Source organism: Ruminiclostridium hungatei, assembly GCF_002051585.1.
GTDB lineage: Bacteria > Bacillota > Clostridia > Acetivibrionales > DSM-1351 > Ruminiclostridium > Ruminiclostridium hungatei.
This window is the reverse complement of record NZ_MZGX01000006.1, coordinates 173,495-199,917: the sequence shown is the minus strand read 5'-3', so window position 1 is coordinate 199,917 and position 26,423 is coordinate 173,495. Positions and strand designations below refer to the sequence as shown.

The following is a 26,423-nucleotide window of genomic DNA, read 5'->3' as shown; positions in this document are numbered from 1 at the left end:
AGCAAAAAACAAACGGTCGGTCAAGAGTAAATACACGCCCTAAAAAAGGGCACTCTTGACTGCCATTTGTTTTTCTCTATAGTGTAGTCAAGGGCTTGTAAGCCAGATTCTGGCCTACAAGCCCACATAGTGCTTTTTCAATATCTGTGACTACTTTGTCTTTCTCACGCTGCTTCTTCTTTGCATATCGTTAAGATTTTATTTGGTCGTCATCAGGTTATACAGCACCTGTGCCATCTGAGCACGGGTGGTCTTTTCCTCAGGAGCAAGTTTTCCGCCGCTGACTGTTCCGGTTTCAACCATCAATGTCATGGCGTCCTTTGCCCAGGAAGCGATCTGTCCGGCATCACTGAATGCCGACAGCGTTTTTCCCGTATTGACTTTGGGCAGCTCGCCTATTGCTTTCAGTGCATTATACAGCAGGGTAAACATCTCCTGACGGGTGATTTCCTTGCCCGGCGCGAACATGTTCTTGCCTACACCGCCTGATATGCCAAGGCGTTTTGCCGCTGCCAGATAGCCTGTGTAATAGGTGTTGCCTGCGTCGGCGAAGTTATCCGCGGTCGCTGTGTCGGAGGCTATGTCATAAGCTTTCATCAGCATGACGATGAATTCGCCTCTTGTCAGTTTTGCATCAGGACTGTAATTGCCGCCTCCTGTGCCTGTGGTGATGCCTCTTGCTGCTATGAAGCCCACTGCCTTGCTGTACCTTGCGCTTTCAGCCACATCCTTGAAGGTCACTTTATTGTAGCCAACCGCATATTGGGAGAAGTGGCTGGTCTTGAAGCTTATTGTGCCGGTGGCCGGGTCATAGCTGCAATTGCTTACTACTTCCGGTTTGCCTGACCCATTTATGTAGTAGATGACGATAGCGTTCACATCCTCACCGGTTTTAGGCGTATAGGGCACCGATACCGATACGTTGCCGCCGAATTGGGAAATTGTCTTATCTCCGCTGGTGACACTAAAATTGTATACCGGTCTGTCCCCTATAATCTGCTGCGTTTGCGCAGACAGAGAAGAGACTTCTGCTTTGGAGGCCGATATGTTCACAGCTCCCGCCGCTTCTCCTGCTATGGTGGAAAGTGCGGCTGCGTCAAAGCTGATGGACGCAAAAGAGGTGGACACTTTAAGAGCTGCTGTTTTGCCGTCCGCAGCCAGTTCTATTGCTGCCTTGGGGATGCTGGTTTCTACGGTTTTGGCATCTGCCGGAGCCGTTACCTTAATTTCTACAACCGCTGCCGTACCGCTGCCTTGCTTTACCGCTGCTTCCACCGCTTTGGTGATGGCTTCGCTTACCTGTGCCTGTGTAACTGCTGCTGTGGCCTTGCCGCTGTTGTCAATAGTCGCTGTAGCGGTGGTTGTAGCCGTTGTTGTATTTCCTGAGGTTGTTGTTTCTATTTCCGGTTGTTTTGCCGGCGGTGTAACAACAGATACGCTGCTTCCGCCGTCTCCACCTCCGCCGCCGGAATACGCCGCCGGGTTCACCGTCACAGTTACATCGCGTGTATCCCCGTCATGGCAGCCCGCAGCGGTGAGTACGCAGCGGAAGATATAAGTCCCCTCCGTTAAATTCGTCGGGATGGAAAAGCTGCTGCCTGTCGCCCCGGCAATCTCACTGTAAAAAACCCCCCCTGGTACTTCGTTGCGCTGCTGCCACTGATAACCAATCGGATTGCCGTTGCTGGCTGTACCCTCTGCCGACAGGAATCCGCTGATTGCGCCCTGTGTGACAGTTGCATCCTGCGGCTCTGTGGTGACAGTGATCCCATGTTTCTCAAACAGACTGCCGTTCCAGAAATATGTGCCCTCCGTCAAGCCGGCTGCCGAGGCCGGTGCGTTACTTGCTCCCACCGCGACCTGCCCGGGAGCGGTAAAGACCGTGCCCCGGTCCTTGAATTTGTTGCCCATGCCTTCGACCTTTGAGGTCACAATTAAATAAAGCCCGCTTCCCTCCTCGGGAGAAAGCGTACCGGAAGAATATTTCAGGAAGCTGCCGCCTTTGCTGCTGGAAATACCCTGGTTAACCCCTGAACCTACCTTAACGCTTAATGTGCCGCCGTTTACATGCACTGTGCCTCCCAGGATGTCAATGCCCCTGTCTGTAAAAGCATTGACATTCACCGCGGCGCCGGTGTTGATGGTCAGGGTTCTATCGTTTCCTAACCGGATCTGGCCTCCTGCTGTCGGAGACTTCAGATTGATGGTGGCGTTGTTGCCCACAGTAATGTCCATATTGGACAGGCCGCCGGAATTGCCTGTGTTCTCCAGATCCACCGTGACATTTACAAGGTTCAGCGTACCACCGGCGATATTGCTGGTACCGTTGCCGCCCCGAATACCATTCTGGGCGGGGGTGGCGACCTTTACCGTGCCGCCGCCGTTAATGGTCAGGGCTTTGCCGTTTGTAATGATGCCCCTGTTATTACTGATGGTCAGGGTGTTGCCGTTAATGTTCAGCATGTGGTCTGCGCCCACTGTAACGTCGGCCGCGCTCAGTGTGATGGGTCCCGCGACGGTGATGGTTTGCGGCAGCGCATATTCCAGCGCCACTTTCAGCTCGTCTTCGTTGTTGACACTAGGGTTTTCATCGGGTTTCGCCTTGATCATATCGACGCAGTTGGCCAGGCCGGGTACCTCCTTGTAGGTATCCACTGCGCCCGCCGGAACATAGATGGAGGATAGCTTATCGCAATATAGAAAATTATAGTTGCCTTCGATGGCGGGCGGATTATTCCTCTCGAAAAACACGGCGGTCAGCATGGAATCGCCCGGAAATGCATTGTCCCCAATGGAGGTCACGGTATCGGGGATGACGACGATGGAAAGATCAGTTTCGTCAAACGCGAATCCGCCGATGGCGGTAATGCCGTCCTCCACGGTGTATTCACCGGTTATCCCCTTAGGGAAGGTGTACAACGTGGCCCCGCCGTCTGTCAGCAGCGCGCCACTTTGTGCGGAGACGCTGAAGTCTGTATTACCATCCGCCACGGTAAATGTGGTAATCGGGGTGCCGACAAATGCTGTGGGGTTAATCGCGTTAACATTGGCGGGTATGGTAAAGGCGGTGAGGGCACAGTAAGAGAATGCGCTGCCGCCAATGCTTGTCACGGCCGGTGTGCCGTCAAAGGTTACCGTGGCCAGATGGAGGCAGCTAACAAACGCGTTGACTGGAATGCCGGACACGGCCTCGCCGATGGTCAGGGCGGTGACGGAGGCCTTGGGGTCATAGCCGGCAGCTATCCAGCCGGTCATGCCTGCGTCGCTGGTGATGGTCAGGTGACCGTTATTCAGCGTCCAGCCCGCGTCGCCGATCGGCGCAGAATACGCCGCAGCCTCTATTTTCAGCGGGTCGCTGATGTTGTTTGCCGCATCCTTGACCACCACATATATGTCCTTTGCCCCGGCGATCAGGGTAACAGCTTTGCCGGTAACTGTACCGGTAACCATGCCAAGGGAGGTTCCTCCCGCGACACTTTCCTTTGTGGGAACCGCTGCGCCGCTGTTCACTACCGCATAGAACGCAGTGCCCGCTTCACCGGTGGTAAAGCCGATGGTAGCCTCCGTATCGCTGGTGCGGTTTACCGTTCCAGCCGAAAGCGTGGGAGCAGTGGTGTCAACGCTCTTTGTAAAATAGGTGCTATCCCACGTATAGGTTCCCGCGCTCAAGCCTGTGGGGGAGGCCGGTGCGTTCGCCGCGCCCACGGTTACCGGGGCTGTTGAGGTCAGCGGTGTGCCGCGGTCCTGCATGGGATAGCCTTGAAGCTCGGCGCCTTCTGCCAAAATAATCTTTGAGGCGCCGCCCCCCCCGACTGAAGATAAATTTTGGGCTATCATTGCTTTGCCGGACGGAACGGTGATTGTAGAGTCCTCATAGACTACTGATCCTGTACCCAACGAAGAAAAAATGCCCCATTCTGAAGTATTTGCCGTGATCTCGCATTCTTTAAAGGTCAAAGCTCCGTCGCTAGGATCAATGGCCACTCCGTTTGCATCATTTTCAAACACAACCTGGCTGCTTTCGATGTCAGCAGTACCCACCAGAGAAAGTCCTGTGTTTGAGCCGGACTGCCTGCTATTTTTGATGGTAAGAGTGGACCCCGTTATAAGCATGCTGGCAAAGGAGAGAATTCCAACTGACCCATCACCAGTGTTCTCAATCGTTATTTCGCATCCATCCGACACGGTCATCTGACTGAGGGAGAAAAATCCTGTTGAACCAAAACATTGATTATAAATCTGGAGCGTGCCGCCTTGAATATCAATGGTACCGAAAGAGGAAATTCCAATGGTGCCGGAGCTGGAAGCATCGGAATTCCCTATGGCTATCGCACAATCCACCGATTGAAGTTTTCCGCTGGAGCCGATGTTCACTCCCATACCCGTATTGTTGTTAATGACATTAAAGGTCAGCCCATCCTTTAACGAGAGCGTTCCCTCCAATTCGATACCATCTTTCAACCAATTCCTGAAGGTTCCCGGGCCCTTTACCGTCAGTGTTTTACCTACGGGAATGGTCAGTATACTGCCCATGACCTCTACTATCTGGCCTGTGGCAATGTTCAGCGTGTGGTCGGCCCCCACCGTGGTGAGATTCATTTGGATGAAGGTGTTGTTCACCGTGATATTTTTGGGCGTGGCTGATTCCAACGCAACTTTAAGCTCTGTCGCCGTTGAAACGGTGACATTTTCTTCTGCTGCAAAAGCTGTCGCCGGCATCATTGTCAGCACCATGCACAGCGCCAGCAGCACTGCGCCGAGTTTTTTGAGTGTTCGTTTCATTTTTAATATTACCTCCTCATTCATTGTTTTTTTGAACTGTCAGCCAGCGCAGGATTTCTTCCAGCGCAAGCCGGGGGCCGTCCCGCCAGAAAACGCTCCGGCCGTCGGTGCTGGGGCGGGGCAGTACCTCCAGGTCCCGCAGGCTGTCGTAGATGTGATCCGTTTCCGGCAACTGCCGGATATCAAACAGGATCAAATGGCCGTTACTGAGCTCAATGTCCAAGGTCTGGCCGTCTATAATGTCCACCCGGGTAATTTTCAGCATACGTTATCACCTCATTTCCGCCGGTTCCGCTTTTACATTCCGGCATAGTTTAAATCGTAGCAGAAAAATTTCTCCCTGTGCGTAAGGTTAAGAAATCTTTACCATTTTTTAAAAGAACTTTTCGGCGTTCCATTCTTATATAAAATATGGTAAAATAATTCGGTGAAATGGAGGTGAGGGGATGAAGAAAATAAAGCTCTTAATGGTAGAGGATGAAGCCAACGTGCTGGAAATCAACCGGGAATATTTCGAGGGCAAGGGATATGAGGCAATCTGCGGGGCGACCCTTGCAGAGGCGCGGTTTCTGCTGGAGGAACACGCCCCTGACCTGATTCTTTTAGATGTGATGATGCCGGACGGCTCCGGCTTTGACTTCTGCGCCGAGCTGCGGCAAAAAACAAACGCCCCCATCATCTTCCTGACCTGCAGGGATGAAAATGAGAGCGTGATAAAAGGACTGCTTCAGGGCGGTGACGATTACGTCACCAAACCCTATGACTTGAATGTACTGAGCGCCCATGTAGCGGCGCAGCTTCGCAGAAACGGGGTCATGTCCGCCGGGAAAATCGAGCTTCCTCCGTTGACTGTTGATTTTCTGGCGGGAGAAGCCACCTTGGACGGAAATCGCATTCCGCTTACGCTGAAAGAGCTGCAGCTTTTAGGCTGCTTCGCTCTGTTTGCCGGACAGCGGCTCAGCTTTAATGAAATCTACCGCCGTGCGTGGGGCGAGCTGTCCTCCGGGGCATCCGGCACGGTAAAGGCACATGTGTCCAATCTGCGCAGAAAGATGAAGTTCGATGAGGGCGGCTGGTTTGAACTGTCCAGCCCCTGCAAAAACGAGTACATATTCAGCAAGGTGCGGTATTAGCCTTTACAGTACGGGCAGAGTGAAAAACAGCTTGGTTTCATGCCCTTCCTGGCTTTCAATCCAGATTGTTCCGCCGTGCTGCTCCACGATATGCTTGCATATGTATAACCCAAGTCCGGTGCCGGTATCCTGACCAACCCCGGATTTGTGTTTTTTGCTGTAGCGTTCAAAAATATGGGGAAGCCGCTCTGCCGCGATTCCAACACCGGTGTCCGACACGCAGACCAGGATATGAGAACCCTCCCGCCTTGCGGACACGGTAATCAGACCGTTTGCCGTAAACCGCACCGCGTTGGAAATCAGGTTGACGATAACCTGAGAAATTCGCACCGGGTCGGCATGGACGGCGGGAAGCCCGCTTTCGATGCGGATGTCCAGCCGGTTTTGGTTCTTGTTCAGGATGGGGTAATGAGTTTCAACGGCGGCATGAATGATTTCATCCACATAGCAGCGCACCGGCTCCATGACCATACGCCCTTCCTCCATGCGGGTCACCTCCAGAACCTGTCCCACCATCAGGGAAAGCCGCTCCGCTTCGGATGAAATGAGGGTCATCCGGCGGGACACTTCGCCGCCCTCCAGCGTATCCGGATTTTGGGCAAGCTGTTTGGTGGTCTGCGCATAGCCGGACATCACTGTCAGCGGTGTTTTCAGTTCATGGGAGACATTACCCAGAAACTCGGTTTTCAGCCGGTTAAGCGCTTCTAGCGCATTCTTTTCCGTTTCCAGCTTCTGTTCCGCTTCTTTGGCCTGGGCCAGCACCCGGTTGTTCATCAGAAACAGGGAAACCGTCTGCGCCAGCACAAACACCAGCATGGCCATTTCCGATATGGGCGCATTGGGCCCGTCGCCGAACAAATCGCTGTACATCAAAATATCCGACAAAGCGGCAAGGAAAAAGACCGCGATGCCGTATATCGCGGCGCCCTGTTCCTTTGTCGGGCTGCGCATGTTCCAAAACAGCCCGGCAATGCCGGGAACGATGCACAAAACAAGCAGTATCTGATAATAGCCCAGCACTGAGGTATAGAAGATGGAATCTCCAAGCAATACGCATAGTCCGTAAACACAGGAGCCGAAAATCGCCGTATATTGAACGCCCAGCAGCAATTTCCCTGTGGCATACTGTCCGAGATACAGCGAAAGAAATACGGTCAGCAGCACTACGCTTAAATATTCCAGCATAAAGGAGAGGTTGCCGGGAATATGAAAGTATGTCCATGCCTGACTTTGCAGGCATTCCCGCAATGCCATGACAACGCAGGCCAGCGCAAAATACAGGGTTGCTTTTGTACGCGACAGCAGCAGGTAAATGCCCAGCAGCAGTACCGCCGCACACAAAAACGCACCTGCGACGGCCATCCCCTTGATTCGGTCAAAGGAAAACGAATCAGGGACGGTTCCTGATTTACTCAAGCTCAGCGACCCAAGGGACGCGCCCCGTTTAACATGATAAAATTGGGCGCTGTGGAGAATGATATCCATTTTGCCGTCTGTGGCTGCCGCGTCGAAGGTGATGTTGTTCTCCCACACCTCGGTGTCCTGCTTTGTGGTTCCCGGATGACCGGCCTGGGCAGTCAGGCTGCCGTTTACATAGACGCGCATGGCGTGGCGGCCGGAGAGGGCAATGGTCAGGGTGTAAACCTCGCTGGTATCCGGGAGTCTCAGAACAAACCGCTGAGAGAGGTAGTCGGCGCGGATTTCTTTGTAGCGGTCAATGCTTTCGGGAACAGCGGCAGCCGCATTTTCCGGTGACAAATATGTATTGGGGTAATAGGTTCCTGCCGGAGCAAGACGGATCAGCGTTTCATCCAAGTCCGCAAGGCCGGTCAGATCATACACGCCGTTCTGCGACCTGACCGTGACGCTTTCAGGACCTTCCGGCGGCCTGACCATCAGCCTCAGCGCAAGAACCGTGAAAAGCGCCGCTATCAGAAGCAATGACAGCCCGTACTTATGTGTAAAAGGTTTGATAGGTACCGCCTCTAACGATCCGGTATGCTTTTCTCCTTTGTGCCTGGGAGGGAATAACGGCGTCATGGGTTTTTTACCATGGGCTTGCTCCCGTTTCCTTTTCGCCTGTCCTCAGGCCGGGTGGCGTCCCCCGGAATCAGCCACACACCTGCGATTTTCTGCGAACCCTTGATGCGCCCATTGACACAGTGGTAGACCACCATCCGAGGGGTAAGGCCCCATTTCTCCGCCGCTTCTTTTGTGCTGATATATTCCATATTGGCTTCCTCTCAAAAAAACATCTTGTTATTGAAATTATATTTCTTATTGAGGAAGTTTTCAAGAAAAAAGCGATTGGACTTCGCATATGTATTTCGAATTTGCTGAGCTGCAAGCCATAAGAAGAAACCGATGCATATGGCAGACTGGATCAGCGGCAGCCTCACCCACCACCAATGCTAACAATTGCACCTTTACTCTCTTTCCCGAAATAATCCCGGTTTATTTCCCCATACCTTCAATCAACGGCCTTATGGCCGACTCGTAATAATCCAGTTCAAATAATGAGTACAAATGCTCTCTGAAGTTTAAATCACCTACATATAACGGATTAGTCAGAAGAGGTTTTGTCCTGTTGTCACCTGATAAAATAACATGGGAAGTTCCATATATCGTAACTATATATTCTGCCGGCTGAAAATCAAACAGGCAGTTTGGGGAGTATTTCGCTTGAATCTCATTGGCTTCAACATAATTTTTCCCGAAGTAGATGTAAACATTCAAGCCGTCTGAGGAAGTAACCTTGTTTGAAAGTGAGATAGCTGAGGATGAGGTTATTAACATGGCATAGGGGGCCGGTGACGTTATGACCGGTGCTGTAACGGCCGGTGGAGTTGTTTGAGGAGTTTTCACGGGAGCTTTTACAGGAGTTTCTTCCGCCTTAATTCCTGTTCTGAAGCTGAGATTGAAGGGAGTTATAAGCATGTTGTCGGACAAATCCTTAACTGCCCCTTTGGCTATTTTCAAGACATAAGCAGTATTATTTTCAAGATTGCCGGAGGGGACTACAGCAAGGCAGTCAGAAGTCACAAATAATCTTATGGGAAAAGAATTTCCCCACTTATCCGTCAATACTATTTTTTCAAAATTTGTACCCTTTTTAATCTTTTCATTAAAGAAGATTTTAATTGACTTATTAATAGTCACATTTGAAGCATTATTTTCAGGGTCACTGTACTTTATCTTTGGAGAGGAGGTATCCTTGACTGCGCTTAGAGTAAAGCCTGAAAAGAAAACAAAAGAAAAAAATATTGACATTAACATTATTAAAAATATTTTCTTCATAAAAACCCCTCCCCAATAACTGATGTAACATAAATCTCCTAACTATATGATATTATTGCTTTCGCAAAATTATATCCATAAATGGAATAAATGCAATTTTCACATATAACCTGAGGTTTAAATATGGCTTTGATTGACTTAAGCAGTGTTACCCCTGTTTTTGTTAAACGTGCAAATACTGGAATGAACAATAATTCAAGTACTTGTAATATTTTACAACATATAGTAAATTTAATAATATAAATTTTAGGGAGAGTGATTATATTGAAGAAGTTTATAGCAGGACTTATTATTGGTGCTCTGTTAACCGGTTCCATTTCATTTGCAGCGTCAAATCTCACAGCAGTTAAAAGCGCTTTTGCTACTTCAATAAATGGCAAAACAGTTAAACAGGATGTTGTCACAATTAACGGTGAATATTATTCAAGCCTGAAACAACTTGCTGGAAATCTGGGAATTAAGTATAAGGTAGATACCAAGGGCAAAAAGCTTATTCTTGGCGAAGCACCTGCAGTAAATACAAATTCCCGTAATAATCCGGCTCCGGTAGGTAAAACCCAGACTCTGACTTCACAGGCGTATACCGCTGATATTACAGTTAAGGAAATAGTCAGGGGTGACAAGGTAAAGAATTTGATAACTAAAACCGAAATTAAGGACTTGAAATTAGAGGCTGGCTATGAGTACCTTTTTGCAAAAGTAAAATTTCATATTAAAAATACAGATGAAAACAGGGCCATCTTTGTTTTTAACGCCTCATTTTTATTAGTCTCCGAAAAAGGCAGTACATATGAATCTATAAAGAGTTCAGAGCTGCCTGCTGAGACTTTAAATTCAGCTTTATTTAAAGGTCAGTCTGCCGAAGGCTGGGTAATATTCAAGGTGAAAACTGATGATAAAAAACCCTTGATTACATATGGGGGATATGACGGTGCGGGCAGTTTATGGTTTAAAGGATTTTAAGCCCTGATAGACACGGTTCAAATGTTTCAAATATTGCAGGAGGGGCCTACTTCAAAACGAAAGAGTTTTGCTTAAGGCTTCTTTTTGTTTACAAATAGAGGCTGGGGATGTTACTATTGGAGTACCTGTGTAACCTTTTTCCAGTTTCCGGATTTAAATTATTGGAGGCAAAATGAAAAAGCTATAGTTGTTATAATTGCTTTTACAGTAACGCTGTTAATATTCAAATATTATAATCAAAGTGCATTGGATGATGCAGGCAAGGTAAATGAAGATACTGTTTCACAGAGCAATCATTCACCCATAGCTGATAAGAGTTTAACGACAGAGATGGATAACAGGATAATGATTAAGTTCAATAACCAATGAGTATGACAGCATGCCGATAAGAAACGGGCGTAATGGCGATTCCAACAATACAATTACCGATTTGTCCGCTTTGAGAAATCTGGAGCATTTGGAAGTACTGTATTTGGATGATATGGGTGTTTCTGATATAACACCCATAGGCAAATTTGTACGGCTGAAAAGACAATGCCATAAGGGATATTGCTTGCATTTCCGGACTGTCCGGTCTGGAAAGTCTCAGCCTTGACTACAATAAAATCGAGGATATAAGGGCACTTGGAAGTTTACCGAATATTATGAGTATACATTTTGAAAACAACAATATAAAGGATTTCTCGGTGCTCAAGGATATTCCGAATTTACAGGAGTCTTATTTTGCAGGCAATCCTGGAACAGATTCCAGTCCGAGAAAAACAGACATATCTGAGTCCCGTGGGGACTGAGCTGTATTGCTATTTATCTTTATACTTCAATAAAACCAATGAACTATTAAAATACATCCCTAAAAGATGGGAAATATAAGTCCATCTGTCCGGCTCGAGGGTTGTATCTTGAAAGTCATTATTGCCATCAGGTTCAGCGATATTTAAAAGGGTAAATATGTATTTGGTCAATTTTTTATAAATGTTATCAATAGTATCAAAATGCTCTCTTTTTTCACGTATTGTTTTTGCAAGTTCGTCCCAACCGTTTGTACCTTTTACTTCTATTGGATCTGAACACCAGCGGTATCTCCAGGGTGCAGTCTGAAATATTATGTCATGTTCAGCATTTCCACTATTTTTGGGAATTGTACACAGATTTATAAATACACTATTGTCCACTATCCGGCCATGAGTGTGAAAAGAATCGAATTGGTCATAATCAACAAAAGCGGAGGAACAATAGTAAACAAAAGGAAAAACCGTGCTTAAGGACTTAAGCCTGTTATGCTGCGGTGATTTGGTTGCCGGATAAACTGAAAAACGGAAAAAAGAAGAAGAAAACTCCTTCCAGTTTCTGGCTGATTTTCTTATCATATAGTCCGCAACTTTATACTGTAGGAATACAGGAGCATATAAGGAACCGATAGCCACATCAAAGCCAAACTTTGCTTCTTCAATTAATGTGGGAAAATAGGGCGCACATGAGCAGGAACTACCTAAACGATTTTCCAACTCGCGGGTACAACTGTATGCATATTGAAGTTCACTAAAGGCTGCTTCCATAAAATACCTCCCAAATTATAAATTTTATTATAAATATATTACTATTGATTGACATTTAAAGCAATAATTTGAATGAAATTGTCATGATATCAATTTATTTGTTGTAACTTAAAATAGGATTGCTGATATGTAATTTCAATTAAATGATATAATTTTTATAAGTTAAGTCTGTGATTTTAGCTTGTGCCTCCCCGCACTTGAAAACATCTTAGCAACCAGCGTCAAGAAAATCAAGCCATAAGTTGGTATCCTTATATCAAGGAGGTGAGAACATGGAGCGATGGGAAGTAATAAATGCAGTGCAGCGGATGCAGGATTACATCAGCGAGAACATCAATTCAACTGTTACCCTTGGTGACCTTGCAAGGGCTGCGGGGTATTCACAATGGCATTCTGCAAGAATATTCAAAGAGCTTACCGGCAAGTCGCCGTTTGAATACCTGAGAGCACTGAGGCTGAGCAAGGCTGCCATACAGCTCAGGGACAACCGGACCAAAATTGTGGATGTGGCGTTTGACTTTGTATTCGATTCCCACGAAGGTTTTACAAGAGCCTTCAATAGGCAGTTCGGCATGTCCCCTAAAAGGTATAGTGAGAATCCCGGGCCCATACAGCTTTTTATGCCCCACCGTATTCGTGACTATTACCTTACACTGCAAAAAGGAGAGAACAAGATGTCTGAGAAAAAAAGCACCAATACTGTATTTGTCCAGGTAGTGGAAAGACCGGCCAGAAAACTGATTATGAAGAGAGGGCTTAAAGCCTCCCACTATTTTGAGTACTGTGAAGAGGTGGGCTGTGATGTATGGGGAGTGCTGTCCAGCATAAGGGAAGCCATGTACGAACCTGCAGGCATGTGGCTGCCCGGCAGGCTTATAAAGCCCGGCACTTCCAGATACATTCAGGGCGTGGAGGTTCCCGGTGACTACGCGGGAGAAGTCCCGGAGGGTTTTGAAATCATTGACCTTGAGCCATGTAAGATGATGGTTTTCCAGGGCGAGCCCTATGAGGACGAGAATTTTGGAGAAGCTATTGAAGAATTGTGGGATGTGATAAAAAAGTATAACCCACAGCTTTACGGTTTCCAGTGGGCGGAGGAGGCCGCACCGGCATTTCAGCTTGAACCCCAGGGCTACCGGGGCTATATTGAAGCCAGACCTGTAAGACAACTGAACGAAGGAATATAACCGTTATCAAAAGCACTTCTTTAAAGGAGTGCTTTTCTCAAGTTTAAAGGCGGCAGACCGGTGAGCAGTCGGCCAGCCGTCTGCCTCAGGCAGCTTAAAGCGGCTTCAGGCACTCAGCCGGGGTTTCATAATTTATTGTATAAAACGGCTTAATATGCTAAAATAAAGCAAATATTATGCTTTATTGTGAGGTCTTATGGTAACTTTAAAGGAAATGGAATGGAACAGAATAAATGAACTTCTGCTTGAAATCTATTCAATGGACAATGAGCATGAAATTGCAGACAGGTTTTTAAAGATTATCCGGGGACTGATTCCTTACTCCCAGGGCTTTATATTGATGAGCTCTGAGGAAAATGAGATTAATGCTGAAAACAGTTCTTTTATAAACATAAGCGAAAAGATGAAAAATCTGTATATAGATCATTTTTACAAGGTGGATTATATTAATTATATAATCAATGATTCCTCAACACTGGTATTTAAAGATACTGAAATACTGGAGAATTCCCTAAGGGTTAAGAGCGAGCTTTACCTGGGGTTCTTAAAGCCGCAGAATATTGAATACGGCTGCGGTATCATATTCATAAAAGAAGGAAATGTACTGGGAGTTTTGAATTTATTCCGCTCGGCAGACCTGGGGGATTTTTCGGACAGGGATATAAGAATACTTCATCTGGTAAAGGACCATATGACAAATATTATCCACTCCCTGAGAAAAAGCAGTAAATCCCTGGGGGGCAGGCTTTCAATAAATTTTGATGAACTGGAAAGCTACAAGCTGTCAAAAAGAGAAAAAGAAATAATTCAAATGATGATACAGGGCTTGTCAAATCAGGATATCAGCGATAAATACATGATCAGCATATCCACCGTAAAAAAGCATGTCTATAACATTTTCACCAAAATCGGCATAAACAGCAGGATGCAGCTTTTGAAAATATTCGGGGAGCAAAGATAAATAGAACTTTAGGAGTAGGGTTCATTCTCCTAAAGTTCTATTTATTTCAGAAAAATCAGTATTTAGTTCAATTGTGGTCAATATGGTATTGTAATATACTTTAAGCAACATTTAAATACTGTTGCATACAACGTGGTATGGGAAAGACGGCCGCGTTTGTATGTGAAGCAAAATAACAAACAACACTGTTTGTTATTTTTTTTATTCAATTTTTGTGGTTTGAATTGTAAAAGGAGGTAAAAATATGAAAAGTATTTGGACTAAAACCTTAAAGCCGGGTGAGAAATGGTCAGGAAACATCGGCAAAGGCAGATACCTGAAGTTCAGAGCCGATGAAGCCGGTGCCAACCTGTCCGTGCTTATATATAACATGTGGGACTCTTCTGAAAGATACAACATGCCGGATACCCTGAAAGCCCAGCACTGTGCCTATCTGACAAAGGGAAACATACTCCTGAGCGATAACGGAAGGGTACTTGCCAGTATTGTGGAAGACAGCCTGGGCTGGCATGACAGCATTTCGGGACACACTACCAGGCTGGCTACGGACGAAAAGTATGGAGAAACGAAATACCAGGAGGTGGGAAACGACTGGCTTAAGAGCGGCGAAGAGAATTTTGCAGTTGAGCTGGTGAGAAATGACCTGGGAATACGGGATATGGTTCCCTGTGTGAATTTATTTTCCAGGGTCTACTGCCGGGAGGACGGTAGCATGCACTATGACGAAAATCATTGCAAAAAGGGAGCTTTCGTCACTTTGAGAACTGAGATGGATATCATCCTCATATTATCAAATACTCCCAATCCTCTGGACAATCGAGCCGATTACCCATCTGTGCCTGTAACCGTGGAAGTTTTCCAGGCTCCGGAAGTAGAGCTGAACGATTATTGCGTCAATTTCAGACCTGAAAATTACAGGGCCTTTCAGAATACCTGGGACTATATAAATTTACTTGGCTGGTGAATAGGGGGGACAATATGTTGGGTTTTATTAAAAAAGAGAGCTTTTTGAAAGTAGAGGATGCCGTATACGAAGAGACAATTCTGGCGGGAGACGGCTGGATTCATGAGCTATTAAAGGGACAGAGCCTCAGAATAATCGATTTGGGAGGCAACCAGGCAGTGGATACCACTTTCTATGATTTACATAATCCACAGGACCACTATAGTGCCGTTGCAACAATTGTCTCTCAGGCAAATATCTACCTGACTACAGGGAGCATACTGAGAGCCGAGTCGGGCAAGCCTCTTCTGGAAATCACTGCGGATTTATGCGGCAGGCATGACACCCTTGGCGGGGCATGTTCCTCCCAGAGCAATACGGTGAGATATTCCAGAGAAAAGATGTATATGCACAACTGCCGGGATTCTTTTATGCTCCAGCTTGCAAAAAACGGTGAGACCGTCAGAAAGCGTGACCTGGCGCCAAACATAAATTTTTTCATGAATGTGCCGGTTACTGAAGAGGGAGCTTTGAAGTTTGACGACGGCCTGTCCGCACCAGGGTATTACGTGGAAATGAAGGCTTTGTGCGATACCATGGTTCTCATAAGCAATTGCCCGCAGATAAACAATCCATGCAACGCATACAATCCCACTCCGGTTCATGTGATTATCTGGAATGAACAGGAAATTCACGCAAAGGGGGCGGCAGTATGAACGTAATCTGGCAAAAAGTATTGATGCCCGGAGACCGATGGTCGGGCAATATCTGCAAGGAACGCCTTATACGCTTTACGGCGGAGGGGGACGGAGCAAACCTGGGAATGCTTTTGTACAATGTGCGGAATCTCAGCGAGCACTACAATGCACCTGATACCTTGAAGGCACAGCATACCTTTTATTTGAAAAAAGGCCACGCCATTATCAGCGACTGCGGGCGGGCCATGGCAAGCATAGTCGAAGACGATTTGGGCTGGCATGACAGCATAGCAGGCTGCACCACCAGAAAGATGACAGACGAAAAATACGGATTTACCAGCTATCAGAAGCAGGGAAACGACTATTTGAAAGCAGGTCAGGAGAACTTTATAAATGAGCTTATAAAGAATGGAATGAGTAAAAAGGACTTGATGCCTCCGGTGAATTTTTTCTCCAAGGTGGAGGCGGATGAGACCGGCAATTTAAGCTTTTGCAAAAACCACTGCAAAAAGGGCGCAGCAGTTGCTATCAGGACGGAAATGGATGTTTATATTGTTTTATCAAACACGCCTAATCCAATGGATGAAGCGGTGAATTATCCTTCGGTTCCCGTAAGAATAGAGGTTCTGCCTGCGGCCAGGGCTGATGAACTGGATTTTTGCGTAAATTATTCGGAATATACTAAAAGGGCGTTTGAAAATACCTGGGAATATGACTTGTTGCTGGGGATATAAGGGGTGAAAATATGATTCGATTTGAAAAAACTTTAAGCAAAAAAGAACCGGGCGATGCAGTATATGAGGAACTCATACCTGCCGGAGAGGGTTGGATGCATCCCTTGCGGAGAGGCCAGACACTGAGAATAATAGACCTGGAGGGCAACCAGGGCCTGGATCTTTTGATTTATGACCTGCATAATCCGGAAGACCACTACAGTGCGACCCAAACAATTGTCAGGCAAAAAAAGCTGTATATAAATGCAGGCACCGTATTTGTTACAGAATCAGGTAAAGAGCTGCTCAAAATGGTGGCGGATACCTGCACCTGCCATGACACAATGGGAGGTGCCTGCGCCACTGAAAGCAACACTGTCAGGTATGGACATCACACCCTGCACATGAAGACCTGCAGGGACAGCTTCATTTTACAGCTTGCCGGGCATGCAGACAGGTATTCAAAATCGGATCTGGTTCCAAATATAAATCTGTTTGCCCAGATATTAAAGCTTCCCGACGGAAGGTTCGAATTTATGGACGGTATTTCCAGTCCCGGTTCATATGTGGAGTTTGAGGCGTTGAATGACACAATGCTGCTCATAAGCAATTGTCCGCAGATAAACAACCCGTGCAGCGGCTTCAGGCCAACCACAAACAAGGTTCTTATATGGAATTAAAGAGCATAAAGCGTCAAGACCGCATTAAGACAGTATCAAGACCGCATAAAACAACAGCTTATAAATAAGTATGCCGCGGCTGCGGCGGAAAGGAATTAAGGCTATGAAACTGATAAAAGCAGTGGTAAGACCCGAAAAGGCAAACGAAGTACTGAGCGCACTATGTGATGCGGGCTACATATCCGCAACGAGATACAGCATTCTGGGCAGAGGCAAGCAAAGAGGACTGAAGGTAAGCAATATAAGCTATGACGAGCTGCCCAAGGAAATGATCATGATGGTAGTGCCGGACGAAGCGGAGGAGGAGATAAAGAAAATCATAATCCAAACGGCCCGTACAAGTAAGAATGGGATGTTCGGAGACGGAAAAATATTTATCATGCCTGTCCAGAAGTCGGTTACCATAAGCTCCGGGCTGGAAGAATAGGAGGTCTTATGAAGCAGGTATATATATTCATACGTCCCAATATGTACTTTAAAACCAAGGCTGCACTGGTGGAAAACAGCTTTCATTCCATGAGTGTAAAGGATGTACTGGGCAGAGGAAAGGGCAGCGGGAAAGGTTCCTTTGTGGCAGGCAACGAAGAAAGCCTGGTGAACCATATGGACAATCCGTTTATAGCCAAGAAGATGATAGAAATATTCTGCCGGGATGAAGATGTGGACCGCCTTATCAGTGTTGTGAAAAAGGTGAATCAAACCGGAAATCCCGGAGATGGAAAGGTATTTGTCCTGGAGGCCGAGGAAGTCATCAGGATAAGGACCGGAGAGAAGAACGACAATGCGCTTATGTAAATGAAAAGGAGATTATAGCCATGAGAAAAATAATTAAAAAAGTTTTAGTACTGCTTTTGTCAACTGCTTTTATCGCCAGCTCCCTTGCGGGCTGCGGCAGCGGTGACGAAAAGGGAGCTTCTGAAGGAAAAACATATAAACTGGGCGTTTCAGCCTATCCTGCCTTTTATACCTGGTACATATGCCAGGAAGAGGACTTCTTCAAAAAGAATAATGTCAAGGTTGAACTTGTTAATTTCCCGGTTTACAGCGACAGCGTACAGGCCTTTTCAACAGGCCAGCTGGACATGCTTTCCATAGCCACCCCCGACACAATTGCACCTTACATAAATGGGATAAAGCTTGAAAGTGTGCTGGTGCTGGATAATTCCAACGGTGCAGACGGGCTGGTAGCCAATTCCTCGGTGAACAGCATTGCGGACTTGAAGGGTAAGTCGGTTGCCACGGAATATGGAACCATAGAGCACTTCTTCCTGTTGAATGTGCTCAAAACCGCAGGGTTGAAGGAAAGCGACATAAATATGGTGAACCTGTCAATATCCGATTCCGCACCTGCGTTCCTGTCTGACAAGGTAGATGCTGCATGTCTGTGGGAGCCGTCCTTAAGCCAGGCGTTGGCAAAAAAGGATTCCAAGCTGCTGACCTCCTCAAAGGACACTCCGGGCCTTATTCCCGATGTGCTGGTGGCAGGAGGGGGTATGCTTGAAAACGGAAAGCAGGACATTGTAAATGTGATTAACGCCTACTATGATGCTATGGATTTCTATGTGGCAAATGAGGATAAGGCTATAAAGGATATGGCCAAGGGAGCCCAAATAAGCGAGGCGGAGATGAGAGTTGCCATGAGCGGCTCCAAACTGTTCACTATCCAGGAGGGAATCGACACCATGGACAACAAGGCTGAGGACTACAGCTATTTACCCTATACCGCGCTTAAGATAGCAGAATTTTTAAAAGGTGTGAACCTGATAGGCGAATTGCCGGATGATTCAGCAAAGCTTGTCAACAGCTATTACCTGAAAGAAGTTCTCAAGGGAAGAAAATCCAATCCTGTGCCTGATACAAGCATGAATTAACTCGTTGTGCTAGTTAAAAACGTGGTAACCAGGCTGCTCGGATGCTTAAACTGACATCCTGTCAATTTAACTGCAAAATCAGCAGGCTGTAATATTCCAAGTGTAAGCTTACACTTGGAAGTACAATTTCAGCAAAAAGCTTTTAATCATACTGCGCATTTCTTTAAAGTCGTCCTCGCGTGAGCAAACCTGTCTCTTCAAGACTTTATTAACTAGCGCTACAGGTTAAGTCAGGGCGGGTCCTCCAAAAGGAACAGCGGTGGAAAACCGGGCTTAAAAAACTCAGAACAGGCTTAAAACAGGCTCTTACGAATAAAAGAGGTGAAAACTGATGAACAAACTATTTCAAATACGCAAGAGTATTGATAAAAAATTATATATTTTCATAGCTGCCATGTCCTTTGTCATACTGATAGCTGTCTGGCAGGCAGCCAGTGTTTCAGGTGCGGTGAACCAGGTTTTTCTGCCCACTCCGGGAAGGGTTCTGTCAACCATCCTGGACCTGTTCATAACAGGTTCCATATGGGGAGACTTGTACATAAGCTGCTACAGAATATTCATGGGCTTCATATATGCAGTCATACTGGGCATAGTACTGGGCATCCTGGCCGGAAGCTTCTCGGTAACCGAAGCATTTATACAGCCTATGATAGAGTTCTTCAGATATCTGCCTGTTCCGGCCTTTGTACCGCTGATTATGGTCTGGGTGGGTATAGGAGAAGAGGCTAAAATAGCAGTTATATTTCTGGGTACCCTTTTTCAACTGGTTCCCATGGTGGCAGACGATCTGAGAAGCGTACCGGAGGACTATATAAATGCAGCTTATACACTGGGCTCAAAAAGATTTAAGGTACTGTGGAAAATAATAATTCCATCCATGCTGCCAAGACTGATGGACACCTTGCGGATGATGATGGGCTGGGCGTGGACCTATCTTGTGGTTGCAGAACTTGTAGCCGCAAACTCAGGCCTGGGCTACAGCATATTGAAAGCCCAGAGATATTTAAAGACCCCCTACATTTTTGCGGGTATTATAATAATCGGCCTGCTTGGGCTGCTGATTGACAGAACCTTTGCATTGGTGAGCAGGAAGCTGTTTTACTGGTCGGAAGGGGGAGTCAAATAGTGTTGGGAAAAAAATCGACTAGGACGGAAATATGCAGCGGGTCACAAATTGAGGCCCGAGTGGCAAACAGCAGGATTTTCGGAAGAAATGTGACAAAAGTATATAAGAGCAGAAAAAAAGAGACGCTGGCCATCGATCATGTGGATTTTGACATACTTGAGAACGAATTTGTCAGCATTGTGGGCCCGTCAGGCTGCGGAAAATCCACGCTGCTTAAAATGATAGGCGGGCTGGATGATATCTCAGAGGGTGCAATCATTCTGGATGACCAGGTTCTTAAAGGACCCGGCGCCGACAGAGGAATGGTCTTTCAGACCTATACCCTGTTCCCGTGGATGAGTGTGGAGGAAAACATACGCTACGGACTTAAGGAAAAAAAGTGCCCAAAGGACAAAGCCGATGTAATTGTAAACAAATATCTGGACCTGATAGGGCTTTCACAGTTCCGCAAGGCACTTCCCAAGGAACTTTCAGGAGGTATGAAGCAAAGGGTTGCAATAGCAAGGGCCCTGGCAAACAGTCCGGAAGTGCTGTTAATGGATGAACCCTTCGGGGCACTGGACCCTCAGACCAAAGCAAATATGCAGTTGCTGACCAGAAAGATATGGCAGAAGGAGAAAACAACAGTAATATTTGTAACTCATGATATTGAAGAGGCGGTTTATTTGTCTACCCGGATTCTTGTCATGAGTCAGAGGCCCGGCAGGTTCATAGCGGATATCCCGGTATTCCTGCCGTATGAAAGAGATCTGGAACTGAAGGATACACAGGAATTCATTGCATTACGAAAAGAAATAACCGGAATACTGCACCAAGGCGGTGACAATTCCTGAGGCAGTGACAATACAAGTGGATGAGGTAGATAGCGTGAAAGATACATGTGGCAAGTCAAAGTGGCTTTCACGCAGCGAAAGCCACTACGTGTCTTTCATTACTATTTGTGTACGCACTATGCGCGTAGATGGGAGATAATATGTTCAATAAAGTCTTAATAGCCAATCGGGGTGCAATAGCAGTGAGAATAGCACGCACTCTTAAAAAAATGAATGTAAAAGCTTTAGCGGTTTATTCCAGAGCGGACCAGGACAGCCTTCACACAGACTATGCAGATGAAGCAATATGTCTGGGAGATGGTCCGGTCACAAACACCTATCTGAATGGTGACAGGCTTCTGGAGATTGCAAGGGAAAACGGTGCCGACGCAATTCATCCGGGATATGGATTTTTAAGTGAGAACAGCGAATTTGCCAGGAAATGTGCCGACCAGGGCATTGTGTTTATCGGCCCTACACCCATGCAGATGGAACTGTTCGGCCTAAAGCATTCTGCCAGGGAGCTGGCACGGACGGCAGAGGTTCCCATGCTGGAAGGTACGGGACTTTTAAAAAATGTGGATGAGGCTGTAAAAGCGGCAGCTTCTCTGGGCTATCCGGTAATTTTGAAGAGCACCGCAGGAGGCGGAGGAATAGGTATGAGGGTCTGCCGGGACAGAGAGGAACTGGCAGGAGCCTACGAAGCCTGCAGCTATCTGGCAAAGACTAATTTCAGCAATGCGGGAATATTTCTGGAGAAGTATCTGGAAAAGGCAAGACACATAGAGGTGCAGATATTCGGCAATGAATATGGAGAGGTTGCGGCACTGGCAGAAAGAGATTGTTCCGTACAGAGAAGAAACCAGAAAGTAGTGGAGGAATGTCCTGCGGCGGGTATCTCGGAGCAGACCAGAGAGGCAATGCAGGAGGCCGCACAAAGGCTTGCCCTGTCTGTAGGCTATAGAAGTGCCGGAACGGTAGAGTTCCTGTATGATACAAAAACCGAAAAGTTTTATTTTCTGGAGGTGAACACCAGACTCCAGGTTGAACACGGAGTAACGGAAGAGGTGCTGGGTATTGACCTGGTCGAATGGATGGTCAAAGAGGCGGCAGGTGAGCTTAAGAACCTGCGGCAGTTGTTTTCAAAGCCCCGGGGCTTTAGCATTGAGGCCAGAATATATGCTGAGGACGGCAAAAGAAATTTTGCGCCCAGCGGAGGAAAAATTGACAAGCTGCATTTTTCAGATAAGGCAAGGGTTGAAACCTGGATAAGAGACAATATCGTCATTACCACAAACTATGACCCCATGCTGGCAAAGCTCATAGTCAAAGCGGATACCCGTGAGGAAGCAATAGCAAAAATGAAAGTAGTGTTAAGGGAAACATCCGTTTATGGTGTTACCACAAACATTGAGTATATAAATGCATTTATAAATACTGAGGAATATCAGAGAGGCCTGCTGTATACAGGAATGCTGGAGGGCTTTGAATACAGGGAGCATAAAATCGAGGTGCTTGACGGAGGTGTACAGACCAGTGTTCAGGATTACCCTGCCAGAACAGGCTATTGGGATATAGGCGTTCCTCCCAGCGGAGCCATGGACAATCTGAACTTCAGGATTGCAAACCAGCTCCTGGGAAACTGCCCTCAGGCCGCCGGATTGGAGTTTACGCTCCGGGGAGGGAAATACAGATTCCGAGACGACTTCATCCTCTGCATTACAGGTGCCGATATGAAGCCCAGACTTGACGGAGCACCCATACCCATGTACCGGGCCGTCAAGGTCAAGGCGGGGCAGGAGCTGGAACTTGGGAAAGCCGCCAGGGGCATAAGGGCATATCTTGCCGTTCAGGGGGGACTGGATGTTCCAGAGTATCTGGGCAGCGCTTCAACCTTTGCCCTGGGAGGCTTTGGAGGCCACGGGGGCAGGTGTCTCCGCACCGGGGATCTGCTGCAGGTTACGGAGGCAGCGGAAGGTATTACCTATTCAATCAATAAGGTACTGGTGCCGGAGATAACGGAAGTGATGGAAATCGGAGTGGTAGCAGGTCCCCATTGTACGGAGGAGTTTTTGAAAAAGGACTACCTGGAGCAACTGACTGAAACCTGGTGGGAGGTACACTTCAACAGCGACCGCACAGGGGTGAGGCTTTTGGGTCCTGCACCGCTGTGGGAAAGAGAGGACGGCGGTGAAGCAGGCCTTCACCCCTCAAATGTACACGACACTGCATATGCGGTAGGTACACTTGATCTGACGGGAGACATGCCCATTATTTTAGGGCCGGACGGTCCAAGCCTGGGAGGCTTTGTCTGCCCAGTAACAATACCCTCCGGGGAACTGTGGAAGACAGGACAGTTGGCTCCCGGCAGCAAAGTGAGATTCAAGCTCATAACAATTGAAACCGCCCAAAAGATAAGATTGGAGCAGGAAGCCTTTATAGCCTCAATAAAAGAGGGAAATATGAAGGCTCTGCCGGAAATCAATGAGACAGAAACAATTACCCCGTCTTATCCTATTTTGAGGAGGATAGAAAAAGAGGAGGGAGATGACTTTGTAATCCGCTGTGCGGGAGATGAATACATACTTTGTGAATATGGTGCCATGGAAATTGAAATGAGGCTCAGAATCAGGGTGCATGCATTGATGGAGGCGGTAAAAGGCTGTGGTGACATTCCCCTGATAGATGCTACGCCAGGCATACGTTCCCTGCAGCTTCATATTGATTCGGGCAGGATGTCCATACGGGAACTGGCAGACAGAATTGTAATGCTGGACGGGCAGATAGGTGACCTGAACGGTTTTAAGATAAAGTCCAGAAAAATAAAACTGCCGCTGTCGTGGGATGATCCGGGAGCCAGGCTGGCAGTGGAGCGGTATTATCAGAATGTCCGGCCCAATGCTCCCTGGTGTCCCAGCAATATAGAATTCATCAGAAGGATTAACGGCCTGGAGAGCCTTGAAAAAGTCAAAGATATTATTTTCCAGGCCCGATACATAGTCCTGGGCCTGGGGGACGTATATCTGGGGGCTCCGGTTTGCATACCCATGGACCCAAGGCACAGGCTGGTTACTACCAAGTATAATCCTGCAAGAACCTGGACCCCGGAAAATGCAGTGGGAATCGGAGGAGCCTACATGGGAATATACGGCATGGAGGGGCCTGGGGGATACCAGTTGTTTGGCAGAACCCTTCAAACCTGGAATCCCATAAGGGTTACAAAGAGCTTCCGGGAGGGGAAACCCTGGCTGTTGAACTTTTTTGACCAGATATCCTTTTATCCTGTCAGTGCAGATGAACTGCTGCAAATCAGAGAGGACTTTCTCAGGGGCAGGTATGAAATTATGGCTGAAGACACGGTCTTCGACTATGGCGAGTATATGGAGTATCTTGATAGCTGCAGAGAAGAGGGCCTGGAGTTCAAGAGACATCAGACCCGATCCTTCAATATTGAAAAGAATATGTGGAAGGAACAAGGTCTTGACCAATTCATATCAAAAAATGAAGACAGCAGGGCACAGGAACTGGAAATTCCGGAAGGAACCACACCTGTTTGCTCAGTTTTGCCCGGCAGTGTATGGAAAATACTCGTAGCAGTGGGTGACAGGGTCAAGAAGGGCGACACTATTGTCATAGAAGAAAGCATGAAGATGGAGTTTCCCCAGGTATCCACCTGTAACGGGGTTATAAGGGGCATATATGTGGGAGAGACCCAGGAGGTATGTGCAGGGCAGGTGCTTGCTGCTATTGAGGAGGACGGCTGATGAAAATTGCGGATAAAATCACAATAGAATATGTAAAGAAGGCATATGAAACCGGGGATTTCACTCCGTATGACCTGTGCCGGGAAATAGTCAGACGGTCGGAGGAAATAAGGGCGTGGAATATCTGGATTGTTGAGCCTTCCATGGACAGGCTTCAAAAGCAGGTTGAACGTATAATGGTTATGGACAGGAAGACCACCCCTCTATGGGGAGTTCCTTTTTCCATAAAGGACAATATAGACCTGGAAGGGCTGGAAACTACCGCAGGCTGTGAGAGCTATGCCTATTTGCCAAAAGAGAGCGCAACGGTTGTAAGGCTTCTCATGGAGGCCGGGGCGATTCCGGTGGGGAAGACAAATCTTGACCAGTTTGCAACCGGACTGGTTGGCACACGAAGTTTATATGGGGCAACCCATAATTCACTGAAGCCTGAATTGATAAGCGGAGGTTCCAGTTCAGGTTCCGCAGTCAGCGTTGCACTGGGCCTGGCTGCATTTTCCCTGGGCACCGACACCGCAGGCTCCGGCAGAGTACCCGCAGCCCTGAACAATCTGGTGGGCTTCAAGCCGACCATAGGTGCATGGTCTTCAAAGGGAGTCGTTCCGGCCTGCCGGTCTCTGGACTGCGTTACGGTCTTTACCCATACCACGGAGGATGCCATGCTGGTGGACAGTGTTGCAAGGGTCCATGACAAAAATTGCCCGCAGTCAAGGGAAGTAAAGAAAACGGTATTAACAATACCTGAAAAAATTCTCCTGCCGGAGGAGGAACTCGAATTTTTCGGAGAATTTGAAGTGCAGTACAGGGCCTGTTGGGAAAAGGTACTGGAAAATATTCAAAAGCTGGGACTGGCCGTTGAATACATACCCAATAAAATCCTTTATGAGGCCGCCTCCATTTTATATGACGGGCCCTGGATAGCTGAAAGGTGGGCTTCCCTGGGTGCCTTCATAGAAGAAAACGGAGGCAAAGGCATGGTGCCTGTTACCGAGAGAATATTGAAAAACGGCAGCAGGGAGGATTTAAAAGCAGGAGATGTTTTTAAGGCAGTGCACAGGTTAAGCGAGCTTCAGTGCGAAATCAGGAGATACCTGAAGGGTGGAGTTCTGCTTTTACCCACCGCAGGAGGAACCTATACCATTGAGGAGGTTAACTCAAACCCCGTTGAAACCAACAGCAAAATGGGGTTATATACAAATCACTGCAATCTGCTGGACCTCTGTGCCGTCAGTTTTCAAGCCGGTTTTGCCGGGGATAAGCTTCCCTTTGGAATGACCGCATTTGCACCGGCTGGGGAGGACGGCTTGAATCTGGGCCTGGCCAGGCTGTATCAGGCACTGGCGAACTGTGATAAGGCTGGAAAAGAGACTGTTCCTATCGCGGTCTGCGGACAGCATATGCGGGGAATGAAGCTGGAAAGCCAACTGCTGGAGCTGGGGGCAGAGTTTGACAGAGAGGCTGTAACTGCTCCGGAATATAAGCTTTACAAGCTGGACACTGTTCCGGTAAAACCCGGCCTGCTGCATGTAAATCAGGAGGGTAACAGTATAGAGCTGGAGGTTTGGAATATTCCTGTGGAAAGGCTGGGGGAATTTTTGCTGAAAATAAAGGCACCGCTGGGACTTGGACAGGTCAGGCTGGAAAGCGGAGAAGAAATCCTCGGCTTTTTGTGCGAGGAGTATGCCACCAAAGGGCAGAGCGACATAAGTGAACTGGGCAGCTTCAAGAAATTCACACAAAATTCATGAAAACAACAATTTTTATTAACATAACCGGTCTATTATAAAAGCATATTCTTTTTCATAAAGTCAATTTCGATTGACGTTTTATCTTCCTTTATATTTATATTATTTAATTTAGGCTCCGTGGACCACGGGGCCTAAATTGTTTATGCACTACTTATCCGTCATTTTACATTTTTGCTCACTGATTTAGCT

24 protein-coding genes are annotated in these 26,423 nt (G+C 47.2%); 19 read left to right on the top strand and 5 right to left on the bottom strand.

The annotated features are described in order from the left end of the window. Positions 1-198 precede the first annotated feature (198 nt). Positions 199-4,599 (bottom strand): S-layer homology domain-containing protein, encoded by a 4,401-nt coding sequence (locus CLHUN_RS06330; RefSeq protein ID WP_165755681.1) that lies wholly within the window; start codon positions 4,597-4,599, stop codon positions 199-201. Positions 4,600-4,603: 4 nt separating this feature from the next. Between CLHUN_RS06330 and CLHUN_RS22065 the strand changes: the two genes are divergently transcribed. Beyond that, a complete protein-coding gene (locus tag CLHUN_RS22065; RefSeq protein ID WP_165755680.1) occupies positions 4,604-5,095 on the top strand; it encodes a hypothetical protein in 492 nt (163 codons plus the stop codon). 133 nt (positions 5,096-5,228) lie between these two features. Continuing rightward, positions 5,229-5,915, top strand: a complete 687-nt coding sequence (locus tag CLHUN_RS06320; protein ID WP_080063731.1) for a response regulator transcription factor — start codon at positions 5,229-5,231, stop codon at positions 5,913-5,915. A gap of 3 nt (positions 5,916-5,918) precedes the next feature. Here CLHUN_RS06320 and CLHUN_RS06315 read toward each other — a convergent pair whose 3' ends face one another. The 3 genes from CLHUN_RS06315 to CLHUN_RS06305 all read right to left on the bottom strand — a co-directional run bounded on the left by CLHUN_RS06315 (position 5,919) and on the right by CLHUN_RS06305 (position 9,212). After that, positions 5,919-7,856 carry a sensor histidine kinase gene (locus CLHUN_RS06315; RefSeq protein ID WP_242656454.1) on the bottom strand — a complete coding sequence of 646 codons (1,938 nt, stop codon included), beginning with the start codon at positions 7,854-7,856 and terminating at the stop codon, positions 5,919-5,921. A gap of 95 nt (positions 7,857-7,951) precedes the next feature. Further along, positions 7,952-8,146 carry a MerR family transcriptional regulator gene (locus CLHUN_RS06310; protein ID WP_080063730.1) on the bottom strand — a complete coding sequence of 65 codons (195 nt, stop codon included), beginning with the start codon at positions 8,144-8,146 and terminating at the stop codon, positions 7,952-7,954. A 223-nt stretch (positions 8,147-8,369) separates the two neighbouring features. Beyond that, on the bottom strand, positions 8,370-9,212 hold the full coding sequence (locus CLHUN_RS06305) for an Ig-like domain-containing domain (protein WP_080063729.1): 843 nt from the start codon (positions 9,210-9,212) through the stop codon (positions 8,370-8,372). A 264-nt stretch (positions 9,213-9,476) separates the two neighbouring features. On the opposite strand from CLHUN_RS06305, the gene CLHUN_RS06300 reads away from it, so the two are divergent. The 4 genes from CLHUN_RS06300 to CLHUN_RS22060 all read left to right on the top strand — a co-directional run bounded on the left by CLHUN_RS06300 (position 9,477) and on the right by CLHUN_RS22060 (position 10,966). Further along, positions 9,477-10,175, top strand: a complete 699-nt coding sequence (locus CLHUN_RS06300) for a DUF4352 domain-containing protein (RefSeq protein WP_165755679.1) — start codon at positions 9,477-9,479, stop codon at positions 10,173-10,175. Positions 10,176-10,259: 84 nt separating this feature from the next. Continuing rightward, positions 10,260-10,544: a hypothetical protein gene (locus CLHUN_RS06295; RefSeq protein WP_080063727.1), complete on the top strand. Its 285-nt coding sequence runs from the start codon at positions 10,260-10,262 to the stop codon at positions 10,542-10,544. Between the two features lie 10 nt (positions 10,545-10,554). Continuing rightward, a complete protein-coding gene (locus tag CLHUN_RS06290) occupies positions 10,555-10,770 on the top strand; it encodes a leucine-rich repeat domain-containing protein (protein WP_080063726.1) in 216 nt (71 codons plus the stop codon). A 49-nt stretch (positions 10,771-10,819) separates the two neighbouring features. Continuing rightward, entirely contained in the window at positions 10,820-10,966 is a 147-nt protein-coding gene (locus CLHUN_RS22060; protein WP_165755678.1) for a hypothetical protein, read from the top strand. A 9-nt stretch (positions 10,967-10,975) separates the two neighbouring features. On the opposite strand, the gene CLHUN_RS06285 is transcribed toward CLHUN_RS22060, so the two are convergent. After that, positions 10,976-11,731, bottom strand: a complete 756-nt coding sequence (locus CLHUN_RS06285; RefSeq protein WP_080063725.1) for a hypothetical protein — start codon at positions 11,729-11,731, stop codon at positions 10,976-10,978. A gap of 272 nt (positions 11,732-12,003) precedes the next feature. Here CLHUN_RS06285 and CLHUN_RS06280 point away from each other — a divergent pair, with 272 nt between their 5' ends. From CLHUN_RS06280 to atzF, 13 genes are all read left to right on the top strand, one after another. Continuing rightward, positions 12,004-12,918 carry an AraC family transcriptional regulator gene (locus CLHUN_RS06280; protein ID WP_080063724.1) on the top strand — a complete coding sequence of 305 codons (915 nt, stop codon included), beginning with the start codon at positions 12,004-12,006 and terminating at the stop codon, positions 12,916-12,918. 196 nt (positions 12,919-13,114) lie between these two features. Next, the gene (locus CLHUN_RS06275) at positions 13,115-13,879 is read left to right on the top strand and encodes a LuxR C-terminal-related transcriptional regulator (RefSeq protein WP_080063723.1); all 765 of its coding nucleotides are present in this window, start codon (positions 13,115-13,117) and stop codon (positions 13,877-13,879) included. A gap of 244 nt (positions 13,880-14,123) precedes the next feature. Then, positions 14,124-14,843 (top strand): urea amidolyase associated protein UAAP1, encoded by a 720-nt coding sequence (locus tag CLHUN_RS06270; protein ID WP_080063722.1) that lies wholly within the window; start codon positions 14,124-14,126, stop codon positions 14,841-14,843. A gap of 14 nt (positions 14,844-14,857) precedes the next feature. Then, positions 14,858-15,538, top strand: a complete 681-nt coding sequence (locus tag CLHUN_RS06265; protein WP_080063721.1) for an urea amidolyase associated protein UAAP2 — start codon at positions 14,858-14,860, stop codon at positions 15,536-15,538. Next, a complete protein-coding gene (locus CLHUN_RS06260; RefSeq protein WP_080063720.1) occupies positions 15,535-16,254 on the top strand; it encodes an urea amidolyase associated protein UAAP1 in 720 nt (239 codons plus the stop codon). Before CLHUN_RS06265 ends, CLHUN_RS06260 begins: the two co-directional genes overlap by 4 nt. A gap of 11 nt (positions 16,255-16,265) precedes the next feature. Further along, complete coding sequence (locus CLHUN_RS06255; protein WP_080063719.1) at positions 16,266-16,913, top strand: DUF1989 domain-containing protein; 648 nt, start codon at positions 16,266-16,268, stop codon at positions 16,911-16,913. Positions 16,914-17,016: 103 nt separating this feature from the next. Then, positions 17,017-17,340 carry a P-II family nitrogen regulator gene (locus tag CLHUN_RS06250; protein ID WP_080063718.1) on the top strand — a complete coding sequence of 108 codons (324 nt, stop codon included), beginning with the start codon at positions 17,017-17,019 and terminating at the stop codon, positions 17,338-17,340. An 8-nt stretch (positions 17,341-17,348) separates the two neighbouring features. Next, positions 17,349-17,708, top strand: coding sequence for a P-II family nitrogen regulator (locus CLHUN_RS06245; protein WP_080063717.1), 360 nt, complete (start codon positions 17,349-17,351; stop codon positions 17,706-17,708). A gap of 20 nt (positions 17,709-17,728) precedes the next feature. Next, a complete protein-coding gene (locus CLHUN_RS06240; protein ID WP_080063716.1) occupies positions 17,729-18,784 on the top strand; it encodes an ABC transporter substrate-binding protein in 1,056 nt (351 codons plus the stop codon). Positions 18,785-19,115: 331 nt separating this feature from the next. Continuing rightward, the gene (locus tag CLHUN_RS06235) at positions 19,116-19,910 is read left to right on the top strand and encodes an ABC transporter permease (RefSeq protein WP_080063715.1); all 795 of its coding nucleotides are present in this window, start codon (positions 19,116-19,118) and stop codon (positions 19,908-19,910) included. Further along, entirely contained in the window at positions 19,910-20,743 is an 834-nt protein-coding gene (locus tag CLHUN_RS06230; protein ID WP_242656453.1) for an ABC transporter ATP-binding protein, read from the top strand. Before CLHUN_RS06235 ends, CLHUN_RS06230 begins: the two co-directional genes overlap by 1 nt. A gap of 140 nt (positions 20,744-20,883) precedes the next feature. Next, positions 20,884-24,486 (top strand): urea carboxylase, encoded by a 3,603-nt coding sequence (gene uca / locus CLHUN_RS06225; protein ID WP_080063713.1) that lies wholly within the window; start codon positions 20,884-20,886, stop codon positions 24,484-24,486. Continuing rightward, complete coding sequence (gene atzF / locus CLHUN_RS06220; RefSeq protein WP_080063712.1) at positions 24,486-26,234, top strand: allophanate hydrolase; 1,749 nt, start codon at positions 24,486-24,488, stop codon at positions 26,232-26,234. The genes uca and atzF overlap by 1 nt, the downstream gene beginning before the upstream one ends. Positions 26,235-26,423: the final 189 nt, after the last annotated feature.

What these genes read in the sequence shown, in the direction of transcription:
- CLHUN_RS06330 (WP_165755681.1), bottom strand. Translation starts at nt 4,599, where the DNA reads ATGAATCTCACCACGGTGGGGGCCGACCACACGCTGAACATTGCCACA.
- CLHUN_RS06275 (WP_080063723.1), top strand. Translation starts at nt 13,115, where the DNA reads ATGGTAACTTTAAAGGAAATGGAATGGAACAGAATAAATGAACTTCTG.
- CLHUN_RS06245 (WP_080063717.1), top strand. Translation starts at nt 17,349, where the DNA reads ATGAAGCAGGTATATATATTCATACGTCCCAATATGTACTTTAAAACC.
- CLHUN_RS06255 (WP_080063719.1), top strand. Translation starts at nt 16,266, where the DNA reads ATGATTCGATTTGAAAAAACTTTAAGCAAAAAAGAACCGGGCGATGCA.
- CLHUN_RS22060 (WP_165755678.1), top strand. Translation starts at nt 10,820, where the DNA reads ATGAGTATACATTTTGAAAACAACAATATAAAGGATTTCTCGGTGCTC.
- CLHUN_RS06235 (WP_080063715.1), top strand. Translation starts at nt 19,116, where the DNA reads ATGAACAAACTATTTCAAATACGCAAGAGTATTGATAAAAAATTATAT.
- CLHUN_RS06320 (WP_080063731.1), top strand. Translation starts at nt 5,229, where the DNA reads ATGAAGAAAATAAAGCTCTTAATGGTAGAGGATGAAGCCAACGTGCTG.
- CLHUN_RS06305 (WP_080063729.1), bottom strand. Translation starts at nt 9,212, where the DNA reads ATGAAGAAAATATTTTTAATAATGTTAATGTCAATATTTTTTTCTTTT.
- CLHUN_RS06290 (WP_080063726.1), top strand. Translation starts at nt 10,555, where the DNA reads ATGCCGATAAGAAACGGGCGTAATGGCGATTCCAACAATACAATTACC.
- CLHUN_RS06270 (WP_080063722.1), top strand. Translation starts at nt 14,124, where the DNA reads ATGAAAAGTATTTGGACTAAAACCTTAAAGCCGGGTGAGAAATGGTCA.
- CLHUN_RS06310 (WP_080063730.1), bottom strand. Translation starts at nt 8,146, where the DNA reads ATGGAATATATCAGCACAAAAGAAGCGGCGGAGAAATGGGGCCTTACC.
- CLHUN_RS06250 (WP_080063718.1), top strand. Translation starts at nt 17,017, where the DNA reads ATGAAACTGATAAAAGCAGTGGTAAGACCCGAAAAGGCAAACGAAGTA.
- atzF (WP_080063712.1), top strand. Translation starts at nt 24,486, where the DNA reads ATGAAAATTGCGGATAAAATCACAATAGAATATGTAAAGAAGGCATAT.
- uca (WP_080063713.1), top strand. Translation starts at nt 20,884, where the DNA reads ATGTTCAATAAAGTCTTAATAGCCAATCGGGGTGCAATAGCAGTGAGA.
- CLHUN_RS06280 (WP_080063724.1), top strand. Translation starts at nt 12,004, where the DNA reads ATGGAGCGATGGGAAGTAATAAATGCAGTGCAGCGGATGCAGGATTAC.
- CLHUN_RS22065 (WP_165755680.1), top strand. Translation starts at nt 4,604, where the DNA reads ATGAAGGTGTTGTTCACCGTGATATTTTTGGGCGTGGCTGATTCCAAC.
- CLHUN_RS06240 (WP_080063716.1), top strand. Translation starts at nt 17,729, where the DNA reads ATGAGAAAAATAATTAAAAAAGTTTTAGTACTGCTTTTGTCAACTGCT.
- CLHUN_RS06285 (WP_080063725.1), bottom strand. Translation starts at nt 11,731, where the DNA reads ATGGAAGCAGCCTTTAGTGAACTTCAATATGCATACAGTTGTACCCGC.
- CLHUN_RS06260 (WP_080063720.1), top strand. Translation starts at nt 15,535, where the DNA reads ATGAACGTAATCTGGCAAAAAGTATTGATGCCCGGAGACCGATGGTCG.
- CLHUN_RS06265 (WP_080063721.1), top strand. Translation starts at nt 14,858, where the DNA reads ATGTTGGGTTTTATTAAAAAAGAGAGCTTTTTGAAAGTAGAGGATGCC.